The following is a 16,595-nucleotide window of genomic DNA, read 5'->3' on the forward strand; positions in this document are numbered from 1 at the left end:
CGCAGCGCAGTCACCCACGACACCCTTGTCTCGAGCTAACACTTCCTACTGCTAAGCGTGTTCGGGACTTGAACCCTATAGTCGATTGCCATGCCCGGCGCACGAAAGATTAAAAGCATCGGCTAAAACCGGTGCTTTTTTGTTATTTTGAAATATGTATTCTACACGTTTAACGGTTTTTGCAGAAATTGATGGTATTGGCTCTGCTTCTGGCCTATTTCTTCATAAAGATTTATTGTACATTATTGGGGATAATAGTGGCTATATCAATGAATATAATATTAAAACCAAAGCATTACGGAAGATTCAGATTTTATTTGATCCAGCGCTTTCACAACTCGAGAATATACCTAAGCCCTTAAAACCCGATTTCGAAATCCTTTGTCAGCACGGCGATAAATTATACATTTTAGGTTCTGCTTCAACACCTAAAAGAAACCTAATGATTGAATTTGACCTGAAAACACAAAAGATTTTTCAAAAAAACCTATCAAAAACTTATACTCACTTACAATCTATAGCCAAAATAGATGCTCAGAATTTTAACCTCGAAGGTGCAATTTTTACCGGCAACAAATGGTTATTATTTAACCGCGGTAACGGAACAGACGGAAAAAACGGCATTTTTAAGATCGGGGAAAAAGATTTAGAAAACACATTGCATGCCACCTTCAACAGCTTTAAACTTCCTAATATCAATGATGTAGAATCTTCTTTTACGGATGCGTTATTGCTAAAAAATGATATATTTTTTATTGCCACGGCAGAGAATAGCAAATCGACCTATGCGGATGGTGATATTTTAGGCAGTTTTATTGGGAGTATTAATTTTGAAACTTTAAAGTTAAATTTTATCAATAAAATTACCGGAAATCATAAGTTTGAAGGAATTACCTTGCACAGTCAAAATGAACACCAAGCAACATTTCTATTGTGTGAAGATCGCGATACAGATGAACTTAAAACGGTGATTTATAAGTTAGAGATTAATCATAGCTGATAGTTGTCAGCTTTAGAGCCATTTAGTTATCAAATTGACAGTTATTTAAATCAATAATGTTAATTTAAACTTACATCATAGACATATAAATATTACATTTGAATAATCCCATATTTAATGATAGCGTCCATTTAAAAAAGAAATATGCTACAAGAGGATTATTTAGAAGATTATCAAAATTTATTTTCTGTTTTCAATGCCATTCATCCACTTAGTGAGGAATTAAAATCGGCTATCATTAAGAACAGCCATATTGCTAAAGTCGATAAAAAAACCACACTATTAAGCGCAGGAGAAAACAGTAATACCATCTATTTTATTGTTTCAGGTGGCGCGAGGGTGTATTATCTTGATAAAGATGGCAAACAAACCAACACCTGGTTTTTATTCGAAAACGAATTGCTGATTTCTGTTTATGGTTTCTTCACCGGACAACCCAGCTTCGAGTATATTGAAACTTTAGAAGACACAACTCTTATAGTGGTAAAAAGAGAAAAACTTGATGAACTGTACCTTAAGTTTATGGAGTTCAATTATATCGGCCGAAAACTCACAGAATATTATTACATCCGTAACGAAGTACAGGCCAATGAACTACGAATGTTGAGTGCAAAAGAGCGTTACGAACAATTGTTTAAGCGTAATCCACAGCTTTTTCAGCGTGTTTCTTTGGGTCACATTGCCTCGTATTTGGGTATCTCCCAGGAGACGCTGAGCCGGATTAGAAAGTAAGCCGTTTTTGACTTTTATCAAAAGTCATATCGTCCTGAGCATATAGATTTGTTTATCTAAAAGAAACCTATGAAAAACAAATCTAAATTCCCCAATCTTACCTTAATAATTGTATTCTTTTGTTTAATATTTAATGGATCCTGCAAGAAAGACTTGGATACAAACGAAAAAGTTTCTAACCATGAAATCACAAGACTTAAAGATTGGTTTCAAATAAATTCAGTTGATCAAAAATTCAATAGATTTAAAACAATGACCCCTAATTGGGAATCTACTTTAGTTAATAACCAACCAGACCAAGAAGTGTATGAGATAAGCCTAAATAATTCTGAACAAATTTTTCAATCCACCATAATTTTGGAAAAGGGGAGTGAATAAAAATTCATAAAAAAAAACAATATTCGATTACTGATATTCAAAGATAAAAAAACCAATAAATTCCTTTATGGAAGTTATTTATCAATAATTGATGAAAGAACTGGCAACGACCCCAAATCTATAAAATACAAATTTTACCAAAATCTTACAGGCCTAGTTTTATATTATAACATTGATGGAAGTTTTGCTAATGGGTGGAAGTATGTCAATGGCAAAATCTATAACCCAATTACGGCAAGCAGTGAAACAGCAATGATCAATTCGAATTTTGATAAGCTTTCTCAAATTGGAAAAAACAACTTTGATCGCGGTAAATTATTAAAAGAGTCGTCAGATCCTTGCTTAACTGGTATACCTGAATACGCTGTAAGTTGTGTGGGCACAAATGCGTATACGGAATGTACCTATGCAATAACTGGTTATACCTATGTAAGTATGTGTATAGGTGGCGGCAGCTATGGAGATCCAGGCACCTATTATCCAAAACTAATAGATGACCCTCATAACAATGGAAACGGCTCTATCACGACCAAAATGACTATGCCCCCTCCTCCTGAAATACCAATAACAGACATTATAAAATACCTTAGCTGTTTTGACAAAAGCAAGCCTGCAAGTTTAACTATTTACGCAGAAAAGATAGCGACTTCGTTTCCTGGACATGCATTTATATCAATTAAACAGGGATCTAATACAATGGTTTTGGGGTTTTACCCTAAGGAAAGCTTTCCTAGCACTGTTTCAGGACCTGGAATCATGGGTGACAATGGAGAGCACGCATATAATTCAGCTACCAATTATGGAGATATTTCTGCTGAAAAACTACAAAAGATCATTGATACGATTATCAAATTCTCATCTAGTAATTATATTTTAACCAATAATAACTGTGCTAATTTTGTATTAGAAGTGCTAAAAATAATGGGGGTAACAGACATGACAGGAATTTGCACTCCAGATAATATATATGATATAACTAAGCCATATGCAACAAGTATGAATGGAAAAGCCCCAAAAACTCAAAGAACTTGTAATTAATTTAAATACTATGAGATACTTAAAAATTTTATCAATCATTTCTTTTCTGCTCATTAACGGACTAGGAGAACATGGTATTCCAACTTTTGCCGGGATTGGGCTTTGTATGTATCAGTTTGTAAGTGATTTACTCAATTATATCCACTATAAAAACATAGAAATTTCCTGGTCATTAGGTCTTGTTGGCATTTCTACAATTGCTTCTATTTTGATCATATTATTATCAAGAAGATATAAAAATCGTTATCCATTACTAGTTTCTTTTATAATTCTATGCTGTACTGGAGTATATATGTGTGGAGTGCTTCGTCACTATGATAAAATACAACCTTGGTTTATATATCCGTTTTTAGTTTTTGTAATAAGTTCTGTTATATTAATTATAAAGAATTTTAAAAATTTAGATGCTAGTACTTTACAAAAAAGCCCATAGGGAAACATCTGGTTTAAGAGTTTTTATTATCAGCGGGAGGCATTTAGATTTATTAAATATTTTCAAATTGAATATTCCATCAAAATCGGTTACATATAACATTAAATGCTCTATCGAACTAAAAATTAGTAAAATGATTTTCACATTTACTTACAAGCGAATTATTCAACTTCTTTTGATATTACTCCTTGTTCTAACTACGTATATAGGCATTCCAGAGGAGTACCCGGGCCGACACATAACTACCTACCTTCCAAAAATTAAATCAAACATGAAAAAGTTATTAATTATTTTTCTTTTAGCAATAGCATTATTGCCTGCTAAAAATGCTCACGCACAAAATACCAATAGAAATTTTGGGCAAATACTGCAAACCTACTATCTATTTCAAGATAAAGACATTGTTGAAAAAGCCATCGATTTTGTAAATAATACACCAGGTAATTATAATAAGCTGAGCCCCATTTTAACTGGTTTCTTTGGTGCGGCATTTATTAGCAATGAAACATTAAAGAAAAATTTCACGCTAAACATCAATCGTGTACAAAAACCAGAATTTAAGCAATTATTTATTTCTCTATTCTCCTTAAATATTGATACGCTTTATTCGCAAACCAAATTAACAGCATCATTAAATGACATGTACTGGTCTTCATTCTTTGCAACGGGCAACACAAAATATCTCGATAATATTATATCACATATACCCTATGCAGAAAACAGAAGCGACTTAAATTTATTTCTTGCCGGCTCTAGTGCAAAATGGTCGTTATGCAGCAATTCGATGCAAAATGATAAAGTGAATAAACATCTAAATGCGTTAAAGGATAAAAATCCCTTACTCAAAGAAATTTTAGAAAATGATCCTCAATATTTTCGGGAGGTTATGATTGACATTTTGAAGAAACAAAGAGAAAACGGCATTTGGAATTAAAACTAATTTAATGAAGAGCTGTCAACTTTCTAGCAAATTGGCTATAAAAGTTGACAACTCTTAGTTTTAATTCTTTAGTAAACTCCTTACAGAAACTTTTGGTGTTTCGCCGGCCGGTACAATAAAAATGGCATCATTTTCTATCGTTTGCCCTTCGTCGAGGTAATAACCTGCTGTAACCGGCAATATAGCTGTTGTTGTTTTTCCGTCTTTATCTCTCGTAGGATAAGTAACATTTATTAAATGACTTTTCATACTCACCTGAACCTTTTTGGAGGTTAACCTTGCTCCGGTTGCATTAATACAATCCAATTCAACAATTTTTGAACTGCTAATTCCAGACAAGTCCATTGAATTTGACAAACGGATATTTAAAGATTTGCCTGTATTGTTTTTAACTGAAGCCAAAACCTTGTAACGGTCGAAATCCTGATCCTTAATGGTTAATTTTTCTTTATTTACCACCGAGTACGTAACTGCGATTCCATTAAGGTTTACAGTTTCGCCATCTTTGATCTGTTGTGCCTTTGATACTGATGCTATTGCTAATAAAGGCAATAAAAAAACAAATGATTTAATCCATTTCATAATTGTTATTTCTTAGGTACAGCCAATTTAGGTATAAAAGCTGATTAACATCAGTTATTTCTTTGATTCATCAATCGCTTTATTAACCACATCCTGTATTCTTCCCCTAATCTTTAAATTAGATAATTTATCGGTAACGGTGGGGTTAACACGGTTAGATAAAAATACATACACCAACCCACGCGATGGATCTACCCAAACACAGGTTCCGGTGTACCCTGTATGGCCATAGGTTTGTGGTGAAGCCAGTTCTGACGGATAGTGTTTGGTACTATCAGGATCCCAGCGGTCGAAACCTAAGCCTCTCCTGCTCACATTCGATTGTTTTGAAGTAAACATATCAACTGTTGTATTTTTAAAATACTCCACTCCTCCATAACTGCCACGGTTTAAAAGCATCTGATATATGATGGCAAGATCGTTGGCACTGGCAAACAAACCCGCATGTCCGGATACGCCACCAGCTAATGCCGCGCCCTGATCATGAACGTAGCCAACTAATAACGTTTTTCTGAAATACTTGTCATCTTCTGTCGGGATAATCTGTTCTGGCTTAAAACGGTTACGTGGCAAAAACCCTGCAGTCTGCATCCCCAGGGGTTTGTAGAAATTTTCGTAAGCATACTGATTTAAAGGCTCTTCGCTAATGTGCTCAACAATATCTTTCATCACATACATACTGATGTCGCTGTATACATATTTGCCCCGCGTTCTTATAGGAGAATTAAGCATTTTAGGCCACATAAAATCCTTAAAAAAGCCTTTTTTAATATAATAGTTATCAGCCACTTTGGTAGGGAAAGCTGCTGATGAATCTCTGCTGTAATCGCCAGTTTTCACATAATCATGAAAAGGAATGTAAGGGATAAAGCCCGCCTGGTGCAACATTACTTCACGCACCTGGATATTGCTCATTGGTGTGGTACGCGCTTTTGGAATGTAAGCACCAATATTGGTGTCGAGTTTTAATTTACCTTCTTCAAACAAACGCATTACCGCTGGTGTGGTAGCTGTTACCTTTGTAACCGAAGCCAGATCGAAAATATCAGTTACTTTATCTGGTACATTGGTATCATAGGTATGTGTACCATAGGCCTTGTTAAAAATTACTTTTCCATCTTTAGCCACTAAAACCACCAGCCCTGGGGTAGCTTTCTGACTGATTGCTTCTGAAGCAATAGCATCAATTTCTTTTAAATTATTTGAGTTTAAGCCAGCATCTTCTGGTACGGTATATTTCAATCGCGTAGCAGTGGTTACATAACCAGAGCCCATGGTATAACGCGCAGAGTACGCAGTGGTTAACTTGTTTACAGCGGCTATACCTCCAAAAATATATTGTGGAACAATTGCCGCCGCATCAGCATTGTTTTGAGCCGTCCACACGACTGGCGATTTTATCAGATCAAAAGATTTTAAACCTGGTCCGTTGCCAAAAAAGGAAATGATAACCTGTTTATTTTTGCTGATGCTGTTAATAAAATTGATGTATTTAGGCTTATTTATGTTCTGGTCGTCGATTGTAATTAAAATGGTATTAAAATATTTAAGGTCATCTTCTAAATCGTTCAGGTTTACACTATCCTTATAAGAATCGGCAGAAAACGAGGTGATTTTATCGTATTTATTGGCCAAACTATCAAATACTGAACTATATGCGAAGCTCAAACTTACAGCAGCAATATTTTTTTTATCGAGAGATTTTACAGGGATAATTGCATCCTGGTTATTCAACAATACAGTTGTACCAGATATGGCATTGGCAAGGGTGAGTTTTTTCTCATTCGCTGTATGCTCCTGTGCGCAGGCCATTAAACATAAAACATTGCAGCAGGTTGCTACAGCCAGGATATACAATCTATTTCGCTTCATATACTTTTTCTCCGTTCAGATAGGTTTTTAAAACTTTGGTTTTTAATATGTTTTGTGGTGTTGATTTTAAAATGTCCTGATCAAGAATTACAAAGTCTGCTAGTTTACCTTCTTCCAGACTTCCTTTTTCTTGTTCTTCGAAATTAGCTTTTGCCGCCCAAATCGTCATTCCGCGTAAAGCTTCCTCTGGTGCTAAAGCATTTTCCATCTGAAAACCTCCTTTTGGAAAACCTTTTGCATCTTCTCTCACCGTTGCTGCATAAAACGTTAATAATGGATTAATGTTTTCGACCGGAAAATCGGTACCTAAAGGAATCCAACCGTTCTGCTTCAATAATTGTTTGTAGGCATAAGCACTTTTCAACCTTTCGGCACCTAAACGCTGTCCGGCCCAATACATATCAGAAGTAGCATGTGTAGGTTGCACAGAAGGTACAATGTTTGCTTTCCCGAAAAGATTAAAGTCGTTTTTATTTACCATTTGTGCATGCTCAATCCGCCACCGCTGATCGTTTTTACCTTTTAAAATTTTATTGTAAATATTCAGGATTACCCTGTTGGCCGAATCGCCTATGGCATGGGTACACATTTGAAAGTGGTTTGCTGCAATTTTTTCGGCCACTTCTTCGAAGTGCTTTTGATTGCTGAGCAGAAAACCTGTTTTACCGGGCATATCGCTATATGGATGCAACAAACATGCCCCGCGGGATCCTAATGCACCATCGGCATAAACTTTAAATGAACGGACATTTAGCCTGTCGGTTTTTATCGGGCCGCGACTAAATAGGTATTTATAATTATCAGGTTCATCAGATAGCATTACATAAAGCCTCATTTTAAGCTTTTTCTCTTTCTGAAGTTTTTCAATAAACTCTACTGCCAGGTAACTTAAACCGCAATCATCAATGGTGGTTAGGCCTGCAGCGAAACAATTTTTTTGTGCATCAACAAATATTTTCTCCGCCTGTTTAGCATTTGGCGAAGGAATTTTACGCTCTACCAAGCCTACTGCATTATCGATTAAAACACCTGTTAACTTTCCATTTTGCGTTAGCATATCGCCACCTACCAGTTTCTGTGAGCCTTTGATGCCTGCATCATCCAGTGCTTTTTGGTTGGCAATTGCGGCATGACCATCGATACGGTTTAGAAACACCTGGCGACCGGGAAAAAGTGCTGTAAGTTTATCATTTGTAGGAAAAGCTTTGTCATCCCAATCGTTCTGATCCCAACCGTTACCAATTAGCCAGCCTTCAGGATGTGTTTTAGCGAAATCAGTTAAGCGACTGATGACTTCTTCCCAAGATTTTGTTTCTCGTAAATCGGCGGTTTGTAAACTTTGTCCGTAACCATAAAAGTGCGCATGTGCATCAATAAAACCAGGATAAACTGCTTTACCTTCGGCATTAATTTCTTCTCTTCCCTTGTATTTCCCTTTAATTTCATCGCTGCTACCCAATAACAATATCTTCCCGTTATTTACCGCAAAGGCTTCAACTGTATCGAAATCGCTATTTACGGTATATACTTTAGCATTGTAAACGATTACATCAACTTCTTCTTTTTTAGTACAAGAAGTGAATAGTAAAGCCAGAAAGAGACTGTATAAAGTGGTTTTCATATCGATAAAGATAGAAAATTGAATGCATTTGCTTTTGTAAATTCGGTTTTACAGAGAGATTGTGAAATAGTTTGCCACGGAAACACGGAAGTGACGGATTATTGGCTCGTGCATAGTTTAATTTATAGCTTTAGGCTTCTGTTAAGATTTCTCAGCAATATTTTTAACCACATATAGACACGGATAAACACAGATTTAAATTGTGATGTAATCTCCATGGTCTGTGTAGCGGCAAATCAGTACAAATTATTTCTGTACCCTGCCTATTTCAATAATTTTTTAATAGATCCTGAAACAAGTTCAGGAGGACGAATCTTCTTTAAACTGTTAATTGATTTTCGTTAATCATAATGGAGACTCATCTAATAGGATATTTTTAACCACAGATAGACACGGATAAACACAGATTTTGATTTTATGATGTACTTAATCCGTAGTCTGTATTGCCATAGATCAGCACTTATCATTTCTGTATCCTGCCAATTTCAAAAATTTTTAATAGATCCTGAAACAAGTTCAGGAGGACGAATCTTCGACAGATTTTGATTCTATAATGCACTTAATCCGTATTCTGTATCGCCACACATCAGTGCAAATCATTTCTGTATCCTGCCAATTAAATAATATTTTAATAGATCCTGAAACAAGTTCAGGAGGACGAATCTTCGACAGATTTTGATTCTATGATGCACTTAATCTTTGGTCTGTGTCGCCATAGATCAGTACTTATCATTTCTGTATCCTGCCAATTTTAATAATTTTTAATAGATCCTGAAACAGGTTCAGGAGGACGAATCTTCGACAGATTTTGATTCTATAATGCACTTAATCCGTAGTTTGTGTCGCCACAGAACAATACAAATCATTTTCGTATCCTGCCTATTTCAATAATATTTTAATAGATCCTGAAACAAGTTCAGGAGGACGAATTTTCGTACTGTTAATTGATTAACGGTGCATAGAAAATATTTTCATCCTTTAAAATTAATTGAGTCTTGCTACAGGATAACAATCTAAATAAAACAGCTTGCTAAGCAATTCATTCTATTTACCTACAGTCATTTATCTGTTGAGTTTTAAACAAATCCGGTTCTTTAAGCTTATTTTGCATAATTTAGCGAATTCACTTTGCCTTAATACATGACTGATATTATTCACTTATTGCCTGATGCCGTTGCCAATCAAATTGCTGCTGGGGAAGTTGTTCAACGACCTGCTTCTGCGGTTAAAGAATTGCTCGAAAACTCAATAGATGCCGGCGCAGACAAAATTCAACTTGTAGTAAAAGATGCGGGAAAGGCACTGATTCAGATTATTGATAATGGCTGCGGCATGAGCGTTACCGATGCCAGAATGTGCTTTGAACGCCACGCCACTTCTAAAGTTAAAAAGGCGGAAGATTTATTTGCCATACGCACAATGGGTTTCCGTGGCGAGGCCATGGCTTCTATCGCAGCAATTGCGCAGGTAGAAATGAAAACCCGCAGGCATGAAGATGAAATTGGCACCTGTATTTCTATTGAAGGTGCCCAGGTTACCAACCAGGAACCGGTAGCAACCTCTCCCGGAACTCAGATTTCGATTAAAAACTTATTTTTCAATACACCCGCCCGAAGGAATTTTCTTAAAAGTAACCCGGTAGAAATGCGCCACATCCTGGATGAATTTCAAAGGGTTGCATTGGCACATCCAAATGTGTTTTTTAGTTTGCATCACGATGGTGTGGAAATATTTAATCTGCCAAAAGGCAATTTGAAACAGCGGATTGTTCACCTTTTTGGCAACAATTACAACGAACGTTTAGTGCCCGTTGAAGAAGAAACGACCATTATAAACCTAAAAGGATATATTGGCAAACCTGCTTTTGCAAAAAAAACCAGGGGAGAACAGTTCTTTTTTGTTAACAACCGTTTTATAAAAGACCCCTATTTAAACCACGCAGTAAGTTCTGCTTTTGAAGAATTGTTGCCCGATGACAGTTATCCGCTATATGTGTTGTTTATCGAGATTGATCCTTCAAAAATTGATGTAAATGTACATCCTACAAAAACGGAGATAAAATATCTGGATGAAAAATCCATTTATGCCATTATGAAATCGGCGGTAAAACGTTCAATTGGCCGTTACAATATTTCGCCAACCTTAGATTTTGACCAGGAAACAGGTTTTAGCAATATGATTACTCACAAAGCGGTTGAAGATATAGTACCGCCGAGTATAAATTTTAATCCTGATTTTAACCCGTTCGCCAGCGATAGCAGTTCTACCTCGGGTTACGCTACATCACCCCGAAATTATGATGCAAAACCCAGCGCCAAAAACTGGGGCTCCCTTTATGATATCACCGCACAACCTGTTGTAGAGCAAACTTCTATTTATGCGGATGAAAGCGTTTTAGAAACCAAACAAAAACAATATATGCAGTTGCATAACCGCTATATTGTTTCACAAATAAAATCGGGTTTGATGGTTATCGACCAACAAATGGCACATGAGCGGATCCTTTACGAGCGTTTTCTCGTACATCTGGATGATCGCAAAGGAGCATCACAGCAGAGCTTGTTTCCACAAACCATTACACTTAATGCCAACGATTTTGAACTGGCAAAAAGTTTATTGGATGATATAAAAAGTTTGGGTTTTGATGTACGAGAATTTGGGAAAAATACGTTGGTAGTAGAGGGTGTTCCTGTTGATTTAGGCAGCAGCAATATTAACGAAACCCAATTATTTGAACAGTTGATTGAGGGCTTTAAAAACTCGCAACAGGAACTAAAATTGAGCAAACGTGATAGTCTTGCCCGGAGTTTAGCAAAAAACAGTGCCATTAAAGCAGGTACAAGCCTCGGGCAGGAGGAAATGAATACCTTGATTGATGAGCTTTTTGCCTGCAAAACCCCTAACTTTAGCGTAAGCGGTAAACCGATTATCCAAACCATAACTTTGGCCGAATTGGATAAGAAGTTTGAGAAGAGTTAGGTGTTGAATTTGGAGTCGATTAATCAATTTAAACAATTTATCAGGCTCAGCGTTTGGTGTTAGGCGTTTAGTACCGACTAACCAATTTGAAAAATTAACCGATTAACCTGTTTAAACAATTAACCACGACTGAACAATTAACCGATTAATCAATTTTAAAATTTAAATGAATAACATATATATTCCACCAGTAGTAAAGAACTTGCTGATCATTAACGTTCTATTTTTTGCTGCTACTTTTTTGCTTACTAATCTCCATTTGGATGATCTATTAGGGGTTTTTTATTTTGATTCTCCAAAATTTAGGTTTTGGCAACCCATTACCTATATGTTTATGCATGGCGGTATAGCACATATATTTTTTAATATGTTTGCGCTATATTCTTTTGGCAGCTTATTAGAAACGAGATGGGGCGGAAAAAAATTTATTATTTTTTACTTCATCACCGGTTTAGGTGCACTTGCATTGCAATGGGCGGTACAGGCTTATGAGGTACATCAGATAATCGGTAGCGTTACCAATAACGGAAAAATCGATCTAACCGCTTTATTTCGGGGCGAGTTTAACACAAGTCAGCTTTCAATGGCCCAGGCCATTACACTACGCAGTATTTACTTTGGTGGCATGGTTGGTGCATCGGGTGCCATTTTTGGTTTATTGGTTGCTTTTGGCATGCTTTATCCTAATGCTGAATTGTATATTATGTTTATTCCGGTACCGGTTAAAGCCAAATATATTATCCCAATTTATATTTTAGTGGAGTTATCTTTAGGTGTTGCGCAGTTTGAAGGCGATTCTATTGCGCATTACGCCCACCTTGGTGGAGCTTTAATTGGCTTTATCCTTGTTAAAATATGGAAAGATAAAAACGATACATTTTATACCCTTTATGAATAATACTTTCAAAGATTTAAAATACAAGGTTTTTCAATCTGGCAATCCATTGTTCTTTTACATTGGAGTTAATGTAATATTGTTTTTAGCAATTGCTGTTATTAGTGTATTGAGCTTGCTAAGTGGCAAAGGAGATTTGATTAGTCCGTTTGTTAAGGAATATGTGGGTTTACCCGCAAGTATTTCTAAATTACCGGAACGTTTTTACACGGTACTCACCTACATGTTTATTCATGATGGGATTCTTCACATCCTGTTTAATATGCTGGGTTTATTTTGGTTTGGTAATATATTTATGAATTTCCTAAAAAGCCGCCAGTTTCATTTCGTATACCTGGCAGGTGGTATTTTCGGTGGTTTATTTGCTGTTGCTGCATTAAATATATTTCCGCTTTACGCAAATGGTTTAGAAGGTGTAACCATTGTAGGTGCATCTGCAGCAGTAATGGCCATTATTTTTGCAACAGCAACTTTGGTTCCCAATTATACAATTATGTTGCTTTTCTTTGGTGAAGTAAAGATAAAATGGATTGCCATTGTATATTTTGTGCTTGATTTGATTTCAATCGGTTCTGTAAATGCAGGAGGTAGTTTAGCCCATATTGGTGGTGCACTATTGGGTTTTGTTTTTATTAAGCGTTTACAGAATGGAAGCGACTGGAGCAAAATTTTTGAAAGGAAGCCAAAATTAAAAGTAGTCCGCAATGAAAAACCCGTTAAAAAACCCGAATTTAAAGGCGGCGTTTCTCAACAGGAAATTGATGCCATTTTAGATAAAATATCTACTTCAGGATATGATAAACTAACGGCAATGGAAAAAGAAAAACTATTTAAGGCAAGCAAAGATTAATGGCCACAAAGAAGAAGAAATACAGTTTCCTGGATAAACTCCTTTTACCCGTTGCCGTTTTACTGGCGATTGCCTTGCTTTTGGGTGTACTTGCAGGAAATATGGATCCAAGAAAACATGCTTTGATTGCTTTTTTTGGTTTGGCCTACCCTTTTGTATTATTCATTAATATTATCTTTTTGGTTTGGTGGTTTTTAAGCAAAAAATGGCTTTTTGCTATTGCCACTGTTTTGGTTATCGCTATCGGTGCCAAAACTTTAAAAGCTACCTTTGCCGTTGGTGGTGATGAAGGCCTTTCAGAAAAAGCCGAAAACAGCATCAGAATGATGACTTACAATGTGCATAGCTTTAAACTATATGGCGAAGACAATACCGAATCGGTAAAGGAGAAAATGCTCCAGGTGGTGAAAGATCAAAATCCGGATATCATCTGTTTTCAGGAATTTTTTACCCGTTATAAAGGTGCTTTCGATACTGTTGATAGTTTAAAAGTATTGTTGAATACAAAATATTACTACTTTGTGCCCACCAATAAAAATGATTACGAAGCCACTGGTTTAGCCATTTTTTCTAAATACCCAATTAAAGATTCGGGTAAAATTCCTTTCGTTGAAGGTTTCCCCGGAAATATGAGTATTTATGCAGATCTGAACATTAAAGGAAAAACATTAAGAATTTATAACGTACATTTTCAGTCTATATCTTTCGAAAAACAGGATTACGAATACCTGGACAAGATGAAAGAAATGAATACGGAATTGCAACCTTCGAAGCGGATTTTGAGGATGTTAAAAAGTGCATTTTTAAAACGCAGCGGTCAGGTAGACATCATGAAAAAGGAAATGGCCACCTGTAAAACCCCATACCTTATTGCTGGCGATTTTAATGATACCCCTGCTTCTTATGTAGTTACACAAATTACTACCGGACTAAACAATAGTTTTATAAAAAAAGGCAACGGATTTGGCAAAACATACAATGGCAAATTCCCTAATTTTCAGATCGATTATATTGCCACATCAAAAGATTTAGAGGTGCTCAATTACAAAATTACTCAAGCTAAGTTATCTGATCATTTTCCTGTACGCAGTGATTTGAGGTTTGTACCGTAAACAATTGCAAAACAAAATTGATAGGCTTATTTCGGTCGGTGAGACACCAACCGATAGGATAAACAACCACAAGCCGCTCATTTACTGATTAAAAAACTATCAATTTCTTTTGGAGCGCAAAGCCTATGCAAAACACTAAATTTCTTCCCGTTTTGCGCTTTTACGCTTCGCTTCCTCGTACCTCATTGCTGCAGAGTAACGCTTCAACCGGGGCTAGATGGCCGACATTAGTATTCCATTTGTGAGGTTGCAGGGTGCAGAACCATTGTTCCTAAACCCGACAGAAGCGGCAGCACCGGATTCTTCATCCGGACTATAGCGAATGGCGGGACTGCAAACCGCCAAGAACCACAAGCCGCTCATTTACTTTCCGAAAAGGTATCAATGCGCAGAATTAAGCTCCAAACCAAATGAAACAAAAGCAAATTTCAAGTAAAAAATATCTAGAATAATCACTCTACTTTTTATCTGGATTTCTAAACTAAACCCGACAGAAGCGGCAGCACCGGATTCTTCATCCGGACTATAGCGAATGGCGGGACTGCAAACCGCCAAGAACCACAAGCCGCTCATTTACTAATTAAAAACTATCAATTTAATTTGGAGCGCAAAGCCTATACAAAACATAAATTTCTTCCCGTTCTGCGCTTTTACGCTTCACTTCCTCGTACCTCATTGCTGCAGGGTAACGCTTCAACCGGGGCTAAATGGCCAACGTTAGTATTCTATTTGTGAGGTTGTAGGGTGCAGAACCATTGTTCCTAAACCCGACAGAAGCGGCAGCACCGGATTCTTCATCCGGACTATAGCGAATGGCGGGACTGCAAACCGCCAAGAACCTAAACCCGACAGAAGCGGCAGCACCGGATTCTTCATCCGGACTATAGCGAATGGCGGGACTGCAAACCGCCAAGAACCACAAGCCGCTCATTTACTAACTCAATAAATAATAATATGCTTTTATTTCAAGGGCTAATACAGCAGGCAAATAAACTATGGTAAGGTGGTAACACGAATCATGGCATTAATCAAGCATGAAAAAGTCGACCAAATTACTAGCTATTTTTTTTTCTTACCATACATCAACAATAGGTTTGAGGCTTATGTTCATATTTGCCTTATAAATTTAAAAAAAATCTTCAAAAATATGAGTTTAATAGATGCCCTAAACTGGCGTTATGCCGTTAAAAAAATGAACGGTAAACCGGTAGAACAAGAAAAGGTTGATAAAATCATTGCTGCAGCACATTTGGCACCAACATCATCAGGTTTACAGCCTTTTAAAGTTATTGTGGTAACCAATCAGGAATTAAAAGAGAAAATTGCACCGATTGCATATAACCAATCGCAGGTAATCGATTCTTCTCATTTGTTGATTTTCGCCGCAATCGAAAACTATACTGAAGAAGGAATTGATGAAGTTTTTAACAGAATGAATGCTGAGCGGGGCTTACCTTTAGATACTACTGATGCTTACAAAGCACAGTTAAAAGGAATGCTTTTAGCTAAATCTGCTGAAGAAAACTTTAACCATGCTGCGCGCCAGGCTTATATTGGTTTTGGGATTGCTATTGCAGAAGCAGCGGTTTTAAAAGTTGATGCTACCCCAATGGAAGGCTTTAACGGACCAGCTTTAGACGAACTTTTAGGTTTAGATAAAAAAGGTTTAAAAAGCGTAACCTTATTGCCATTAGGTTACAGAGACGAAGCAGGAGATTGGTTGGCAAACCTTAAAAAGGTACGTTCACCAAAAGAAGAATTCTTAATTGAGTTTAAATAGGCAAACCCATTATAATTTAAAAACAGGCCGCTATTTAGTGGCCTGTTTTGTTTAATAGCAGTAATATAGTCGTGGTTTGCAACGAGAATTACATTTACAATGTGGATACACTAATCAAAAAGCTTTCTTATGATCATAAAATCGCAACGCTCCTATCCCCGTTACAAACGAAGTCGATATTAAACGAAGTACCATTGACCATCAAACTTACCTGGAATTTGCAGTCAGTTAACCGATTTAAACGATTAATCAGTTAACCAAAAACAATCTCGTATTAAATCATGAAACAAGTTCAGGAGGATGGTATGCAGGGAATGAACCAATTATTTGTAAAAAAATGTTAAACATCACTACATTTTATGTGCTCTATTTATAATTGGATA

Annotated in this window: 15 protein-coding genes; 11 read left to right on the top strand and 4 right to left on the bottom strand. The window is 36.5% G+C overall.

Annotated elements, in window-relative coordinates; all coding sequences use genetic code 11:
- Window positions 1–154: 154 nt before the first annotated feature.
- From ASE74_RS01145 to ASE74_RS01170, 6 genes are all read left to right on the top strand, one after another.
- Window positions 155–1,000 carry a hypothetical protein gene (locus ASE74_RS01145; protein WP_055903116.1) on the top strand — a complete coding sequence of 282 codons (846 nt, stop codon included), beginning with the start codon at window positions 155–157 and terminating at the stop codon, window positions 998–1,000.
- A 144-nt stretch (window positions 1,001–1,144) separates the two neighbouring features.
- The gene (locus ASE74_RS01150; protein ID WP_055903118.1) at window positions 1,145–1,732 is read left to right on the top strand and encodes a Crp/Fnr family transcriptional regulator; all 588 of its coding nucleotides are present in this window, start codon (window positions 1,145–1,147) and stop codon (window positions 1,730–1,732) included.
- Between the two features lie 69 nt (window positions 1,733–1,801).
- Window positions 1,802–2,110, top strand: a complete 309-nt coding sequence (locus tag ASE74_RS01155; protein ID WP_055903120.1) for a hypothetical protein — start codon at window positions 1,802–1,804, stop codon at window positions 2,108–2,110.
- A gap of 252 nt (window positions 2,111–2,362) precedes the next feature.
- On the top strand, window positions 2,363–3,148 hold the full coding sequence (locus ASE74_RS01160) for a hypothetical protein (protein WP_055903122.1): 786 nt from the start codon (window positions 2,363–2,365) through the stop codon (window positions 3,146–3,148).
- A 10-nt stretch (window positions 3,149–3,158) separates the two neighbouring features.
- On the top strand, window positions 3,159–3,581 hold the full coding sequence (locus tag ASE74_RS01165) for a hypothetical protein (protein WP_157255308.1): 423 nt from the start codon (window positions 3,159–3,161) through the stop codon (window positions 3,579–3,581).
- Between the two features lie 271 nt (window positions 3,582–3,852).
- A complete protein-coding gene (locus ASE74_RS01170) occupies window positions 3,853–4,515 on the top strand; it encodes a hypothetical protein (protein WP_157255309.1) in 663 nt (220 codons plus the stop codon).
- Between the two features lie 66 nt (window positions 4,516–4,581).
- Here ASE74_RS01170 and ASE74_RS01175 read toward each other — a convergent pair whose 3' ends face one another.
- Genes ASE74_RS01175 through ASE74_RS01185 form a run of 3 tightly spaced genes read right to left on the bottom strand, consistent with a single transcriptional unit; the run spans window position 4,582 to window position 8,596 of the window.
- Entirely contained in the window at window positions 4,582–5,103 is a 522-nt protein-coding gene (locus tag ASE74_RS01175) for a hypothetical protein (protein ID WP_055903128.1), read from the bottom strand.
- 54 nt (window positions 5,104–5,157) lie between these two features.
- Window positions 5,158–6,975, bottom strand: a complete 1,818-nt coding sequence (locus ASE74_RS01180; RefSeq protein WP_055903129.1) for a serine hydrolase — start codon at window positions 6,973–6,975, stop codon at window positions 5,158–5,160.
- The gene (locus tag ASE74_RS01185) at window positions 6,962–8,596 is read right to left on the bottom strand and encodes an amidohydrolase (RefSeq protein WP_055903131.1); all 1,635 of its coding nucleotides are present in this window, start codon (window positions 8,594–8,596) and stop codon (window positions 6,962–6,964) included. Before ASE74_RS01185 ends, ASE74_RS01180 begins: the two co-directional genes overlap by 14 nt.
- A 1,140-nt stretch (window positions 8,597–9,736) precedes the next feature.
- On the opposite strand from ASE74_RS01185, the gene mutL reads away from it, so the two are divergent.
- From mutL to ASE74_RS01205, 4 genes are all read left to right on the top strand, one after another.
- On the top strand, window positions 9,737–11,575 hold the full coding sequence (gene mutL, locus ASE74_RS01190; protein WP_055903134.1) for a DNA mismatch repair endonuclease MutL: 1,839 nt from the start codon (window positions 9,737–9,739) through the stop codon (window positions 11,573–11,575).
- 166 nt (window positions 11,576–11,741) lie between these two features.
- Window positions 11,742–12,473, top strand: coding sequence for a rhomboid family intramembrane serine protease (locus ASE74_RS01195; RefSeq protein ID WP_055903135.1), 732 nt, complete (start codon window positions 11,742–11,744; stop codon window positions 12,471–12,473).
- On the top strand, window positions 12,466–13,320 hold the full coding sequence (locus tag ASE74_RS01200) for a rhomboid family intramembrane serine protease (RefSeq protein WP_055903138.1): 855 nt from the start codon (window positions 12,466–12,468) through the stop codon (window positions 13,318–13,320). Before ASE74_RS01195 ends, ASE74_RS01200 begins: the two co-directional genes overlap by 8 nt.
- Entirely contained in the window at window positions 13,320–14,432 is a 1,113-nt protein-coding gene (locus tag ASE74_RS01205; protein ID WP_055903139.1) for an endonuclease/exonuclease/phosphatase family protein, read from the top strand. The genes ASE74_RS01200 and ASE74_RS01205 overlap by 1 nt, the downstream gene beginning before the upstream one ends.
- A 703-nt stretch (window positions 14,433–15,135) precedes the next feature.
- Here the strand turns inward: ASE74_RS01205 and ASE74_RS01215 are convergent.
- Window positions 15,136–15,363 (bottom strand): hypothetical protein, encoded by a 228-nt coding sequence (locus tag ASE74_RS01215; RefSeq protein ID WP_055903144.1) that lies wholly within the window; start codon window positions 15,361–15,363, stop codon window positions 15,136–15,138.
- Window positions 15,364–15,579: 216 nt separating this feature from the next.
- Between ASE74_RS01215 and ASE74_RS01220 the strand changes: the two genes are divergently transcribed.
- A complete protein-coding gene (locus ASE74_RS01220) occupies window positions 15,580–16,212 on the top strand; it encodes an NAD(P)H-dependent oxidoreductase (protein WP_055903146.1) in 633 nt (210 codons plus the stop codon).
- Window positions 16,213–16,595 lie beyond the last annotated feature (383 nt).

Source organism: Pedobacter sp. Leaf216 (assembly GCF_001421515.1).
Lineage (GTDB): Bacteria > Bacteroidota > Bacteroidia > Sphingobacteriales > Sphingobacteriaceae > Pedobacter.

Bases quoted from the DNA above. Each gene is read 5' to 3' on its own strand.
- ASE74_RS01145 (WP_055903116.1), top strand. From the start codon at position 155: ATGTATTCTACACGTTTAACGGTTTTTGCAGAAATTGATGGTATTGGC.
- ASE74_RS01150 (WP_055903118.1), top strand. From the start codon at position 1,145: ATGCTACAAGAGGATTATTTAGAAGATTATCAAAATTTATTTTCTGTT.
- ASE74_RS01155 (WP_055903120.1), top strand. From the start codon at position 1,802: ATGAAAAACAAATCTAAATTCCCCAATCTTACCTTAATAATTGTATTC.
- ASE74_RS01160 (WP_055903122.1), top strand. From the start codon at position 2,363: ATGATCAATTCGAATTTTGATAAGCTTTCTCAAATTGGAAAAAACAAC.
- ASE74_RS01165 (WP_157255308.1), top strand. From the start codon at position 3,159: ATGAGATACTTAAAAATTTTATCAATCATTTCTTTTCTGCTCATTAAC.
- ASE74_RS01170 (WP_157255309.1), top strand. From the start codon at position 3,853: ATGAAAAAGTTATTAATTATTTTTCTTTTAGCAATAGCATTATTGCCT.
- ASE74_RS01175 (WP_055903128.1), bottom strand. From the start codon at position 5,103: ATGAAATGGATTAAATCATTTGTTTTTTTATTGCCTTTATTAGCAATA.
- ASE74_RS01180 (WP_055903129.1), bottom strand. From the start codon at position 6,975: ATGAAGCGAAATAGATTGTATATCCTGGCTGTAGCAACCTGCTGCAAT.
- ASE74_RS01185 (WP_055903131.1), bottom strand. From the start codon at position 8,596: ATGAAAACCACTTTATACAGTCTCTTTCTGGCTTTACTATTCACTTCT.
- mutL (WP_055903134.1), top strand. From the start codon at position 9,737: ATGACTGATATTATTCACTTATTGCCTGATGCCGTTGCCAATCAAATT.
- ASE74_RS01195 (WP_055903135.1), top strand. From the start codon at position 11,742: ATGAATAACATATATATTCCACCAGTAGTAAAGAACTTGCTGATCATT.
- ASE74_RS01200 (WP_055903138.1), top strand. From the start codon at position 12,466: ATGAATAATACTTTCAAAGATTTAAAATACAAGGTTTTTCAATCTGGC.
- ASE74_RS01205 (WP_055903139.1), top strand. From the start codon at position 13,320: ATGGCCACAAAGAAGAAGAAATACAGTTTCCTGGATAAACTCCTTTTA.
- ASE74_RS01215 (WP_055903144.1), bottom strand. From the start codon at position 15,363: ATGAGCGGCTTGTGGTTCTTGGCGGTTTGCAGTCCCGCCATTCGCTAT.
- ASE74_RS01220 (WP_055903146.1), top strand. From the start codon at position 15,580: ATGAGTTTAATAGATGCCCTAAACTGGCGTTATGCCGTTAAAAAAATG.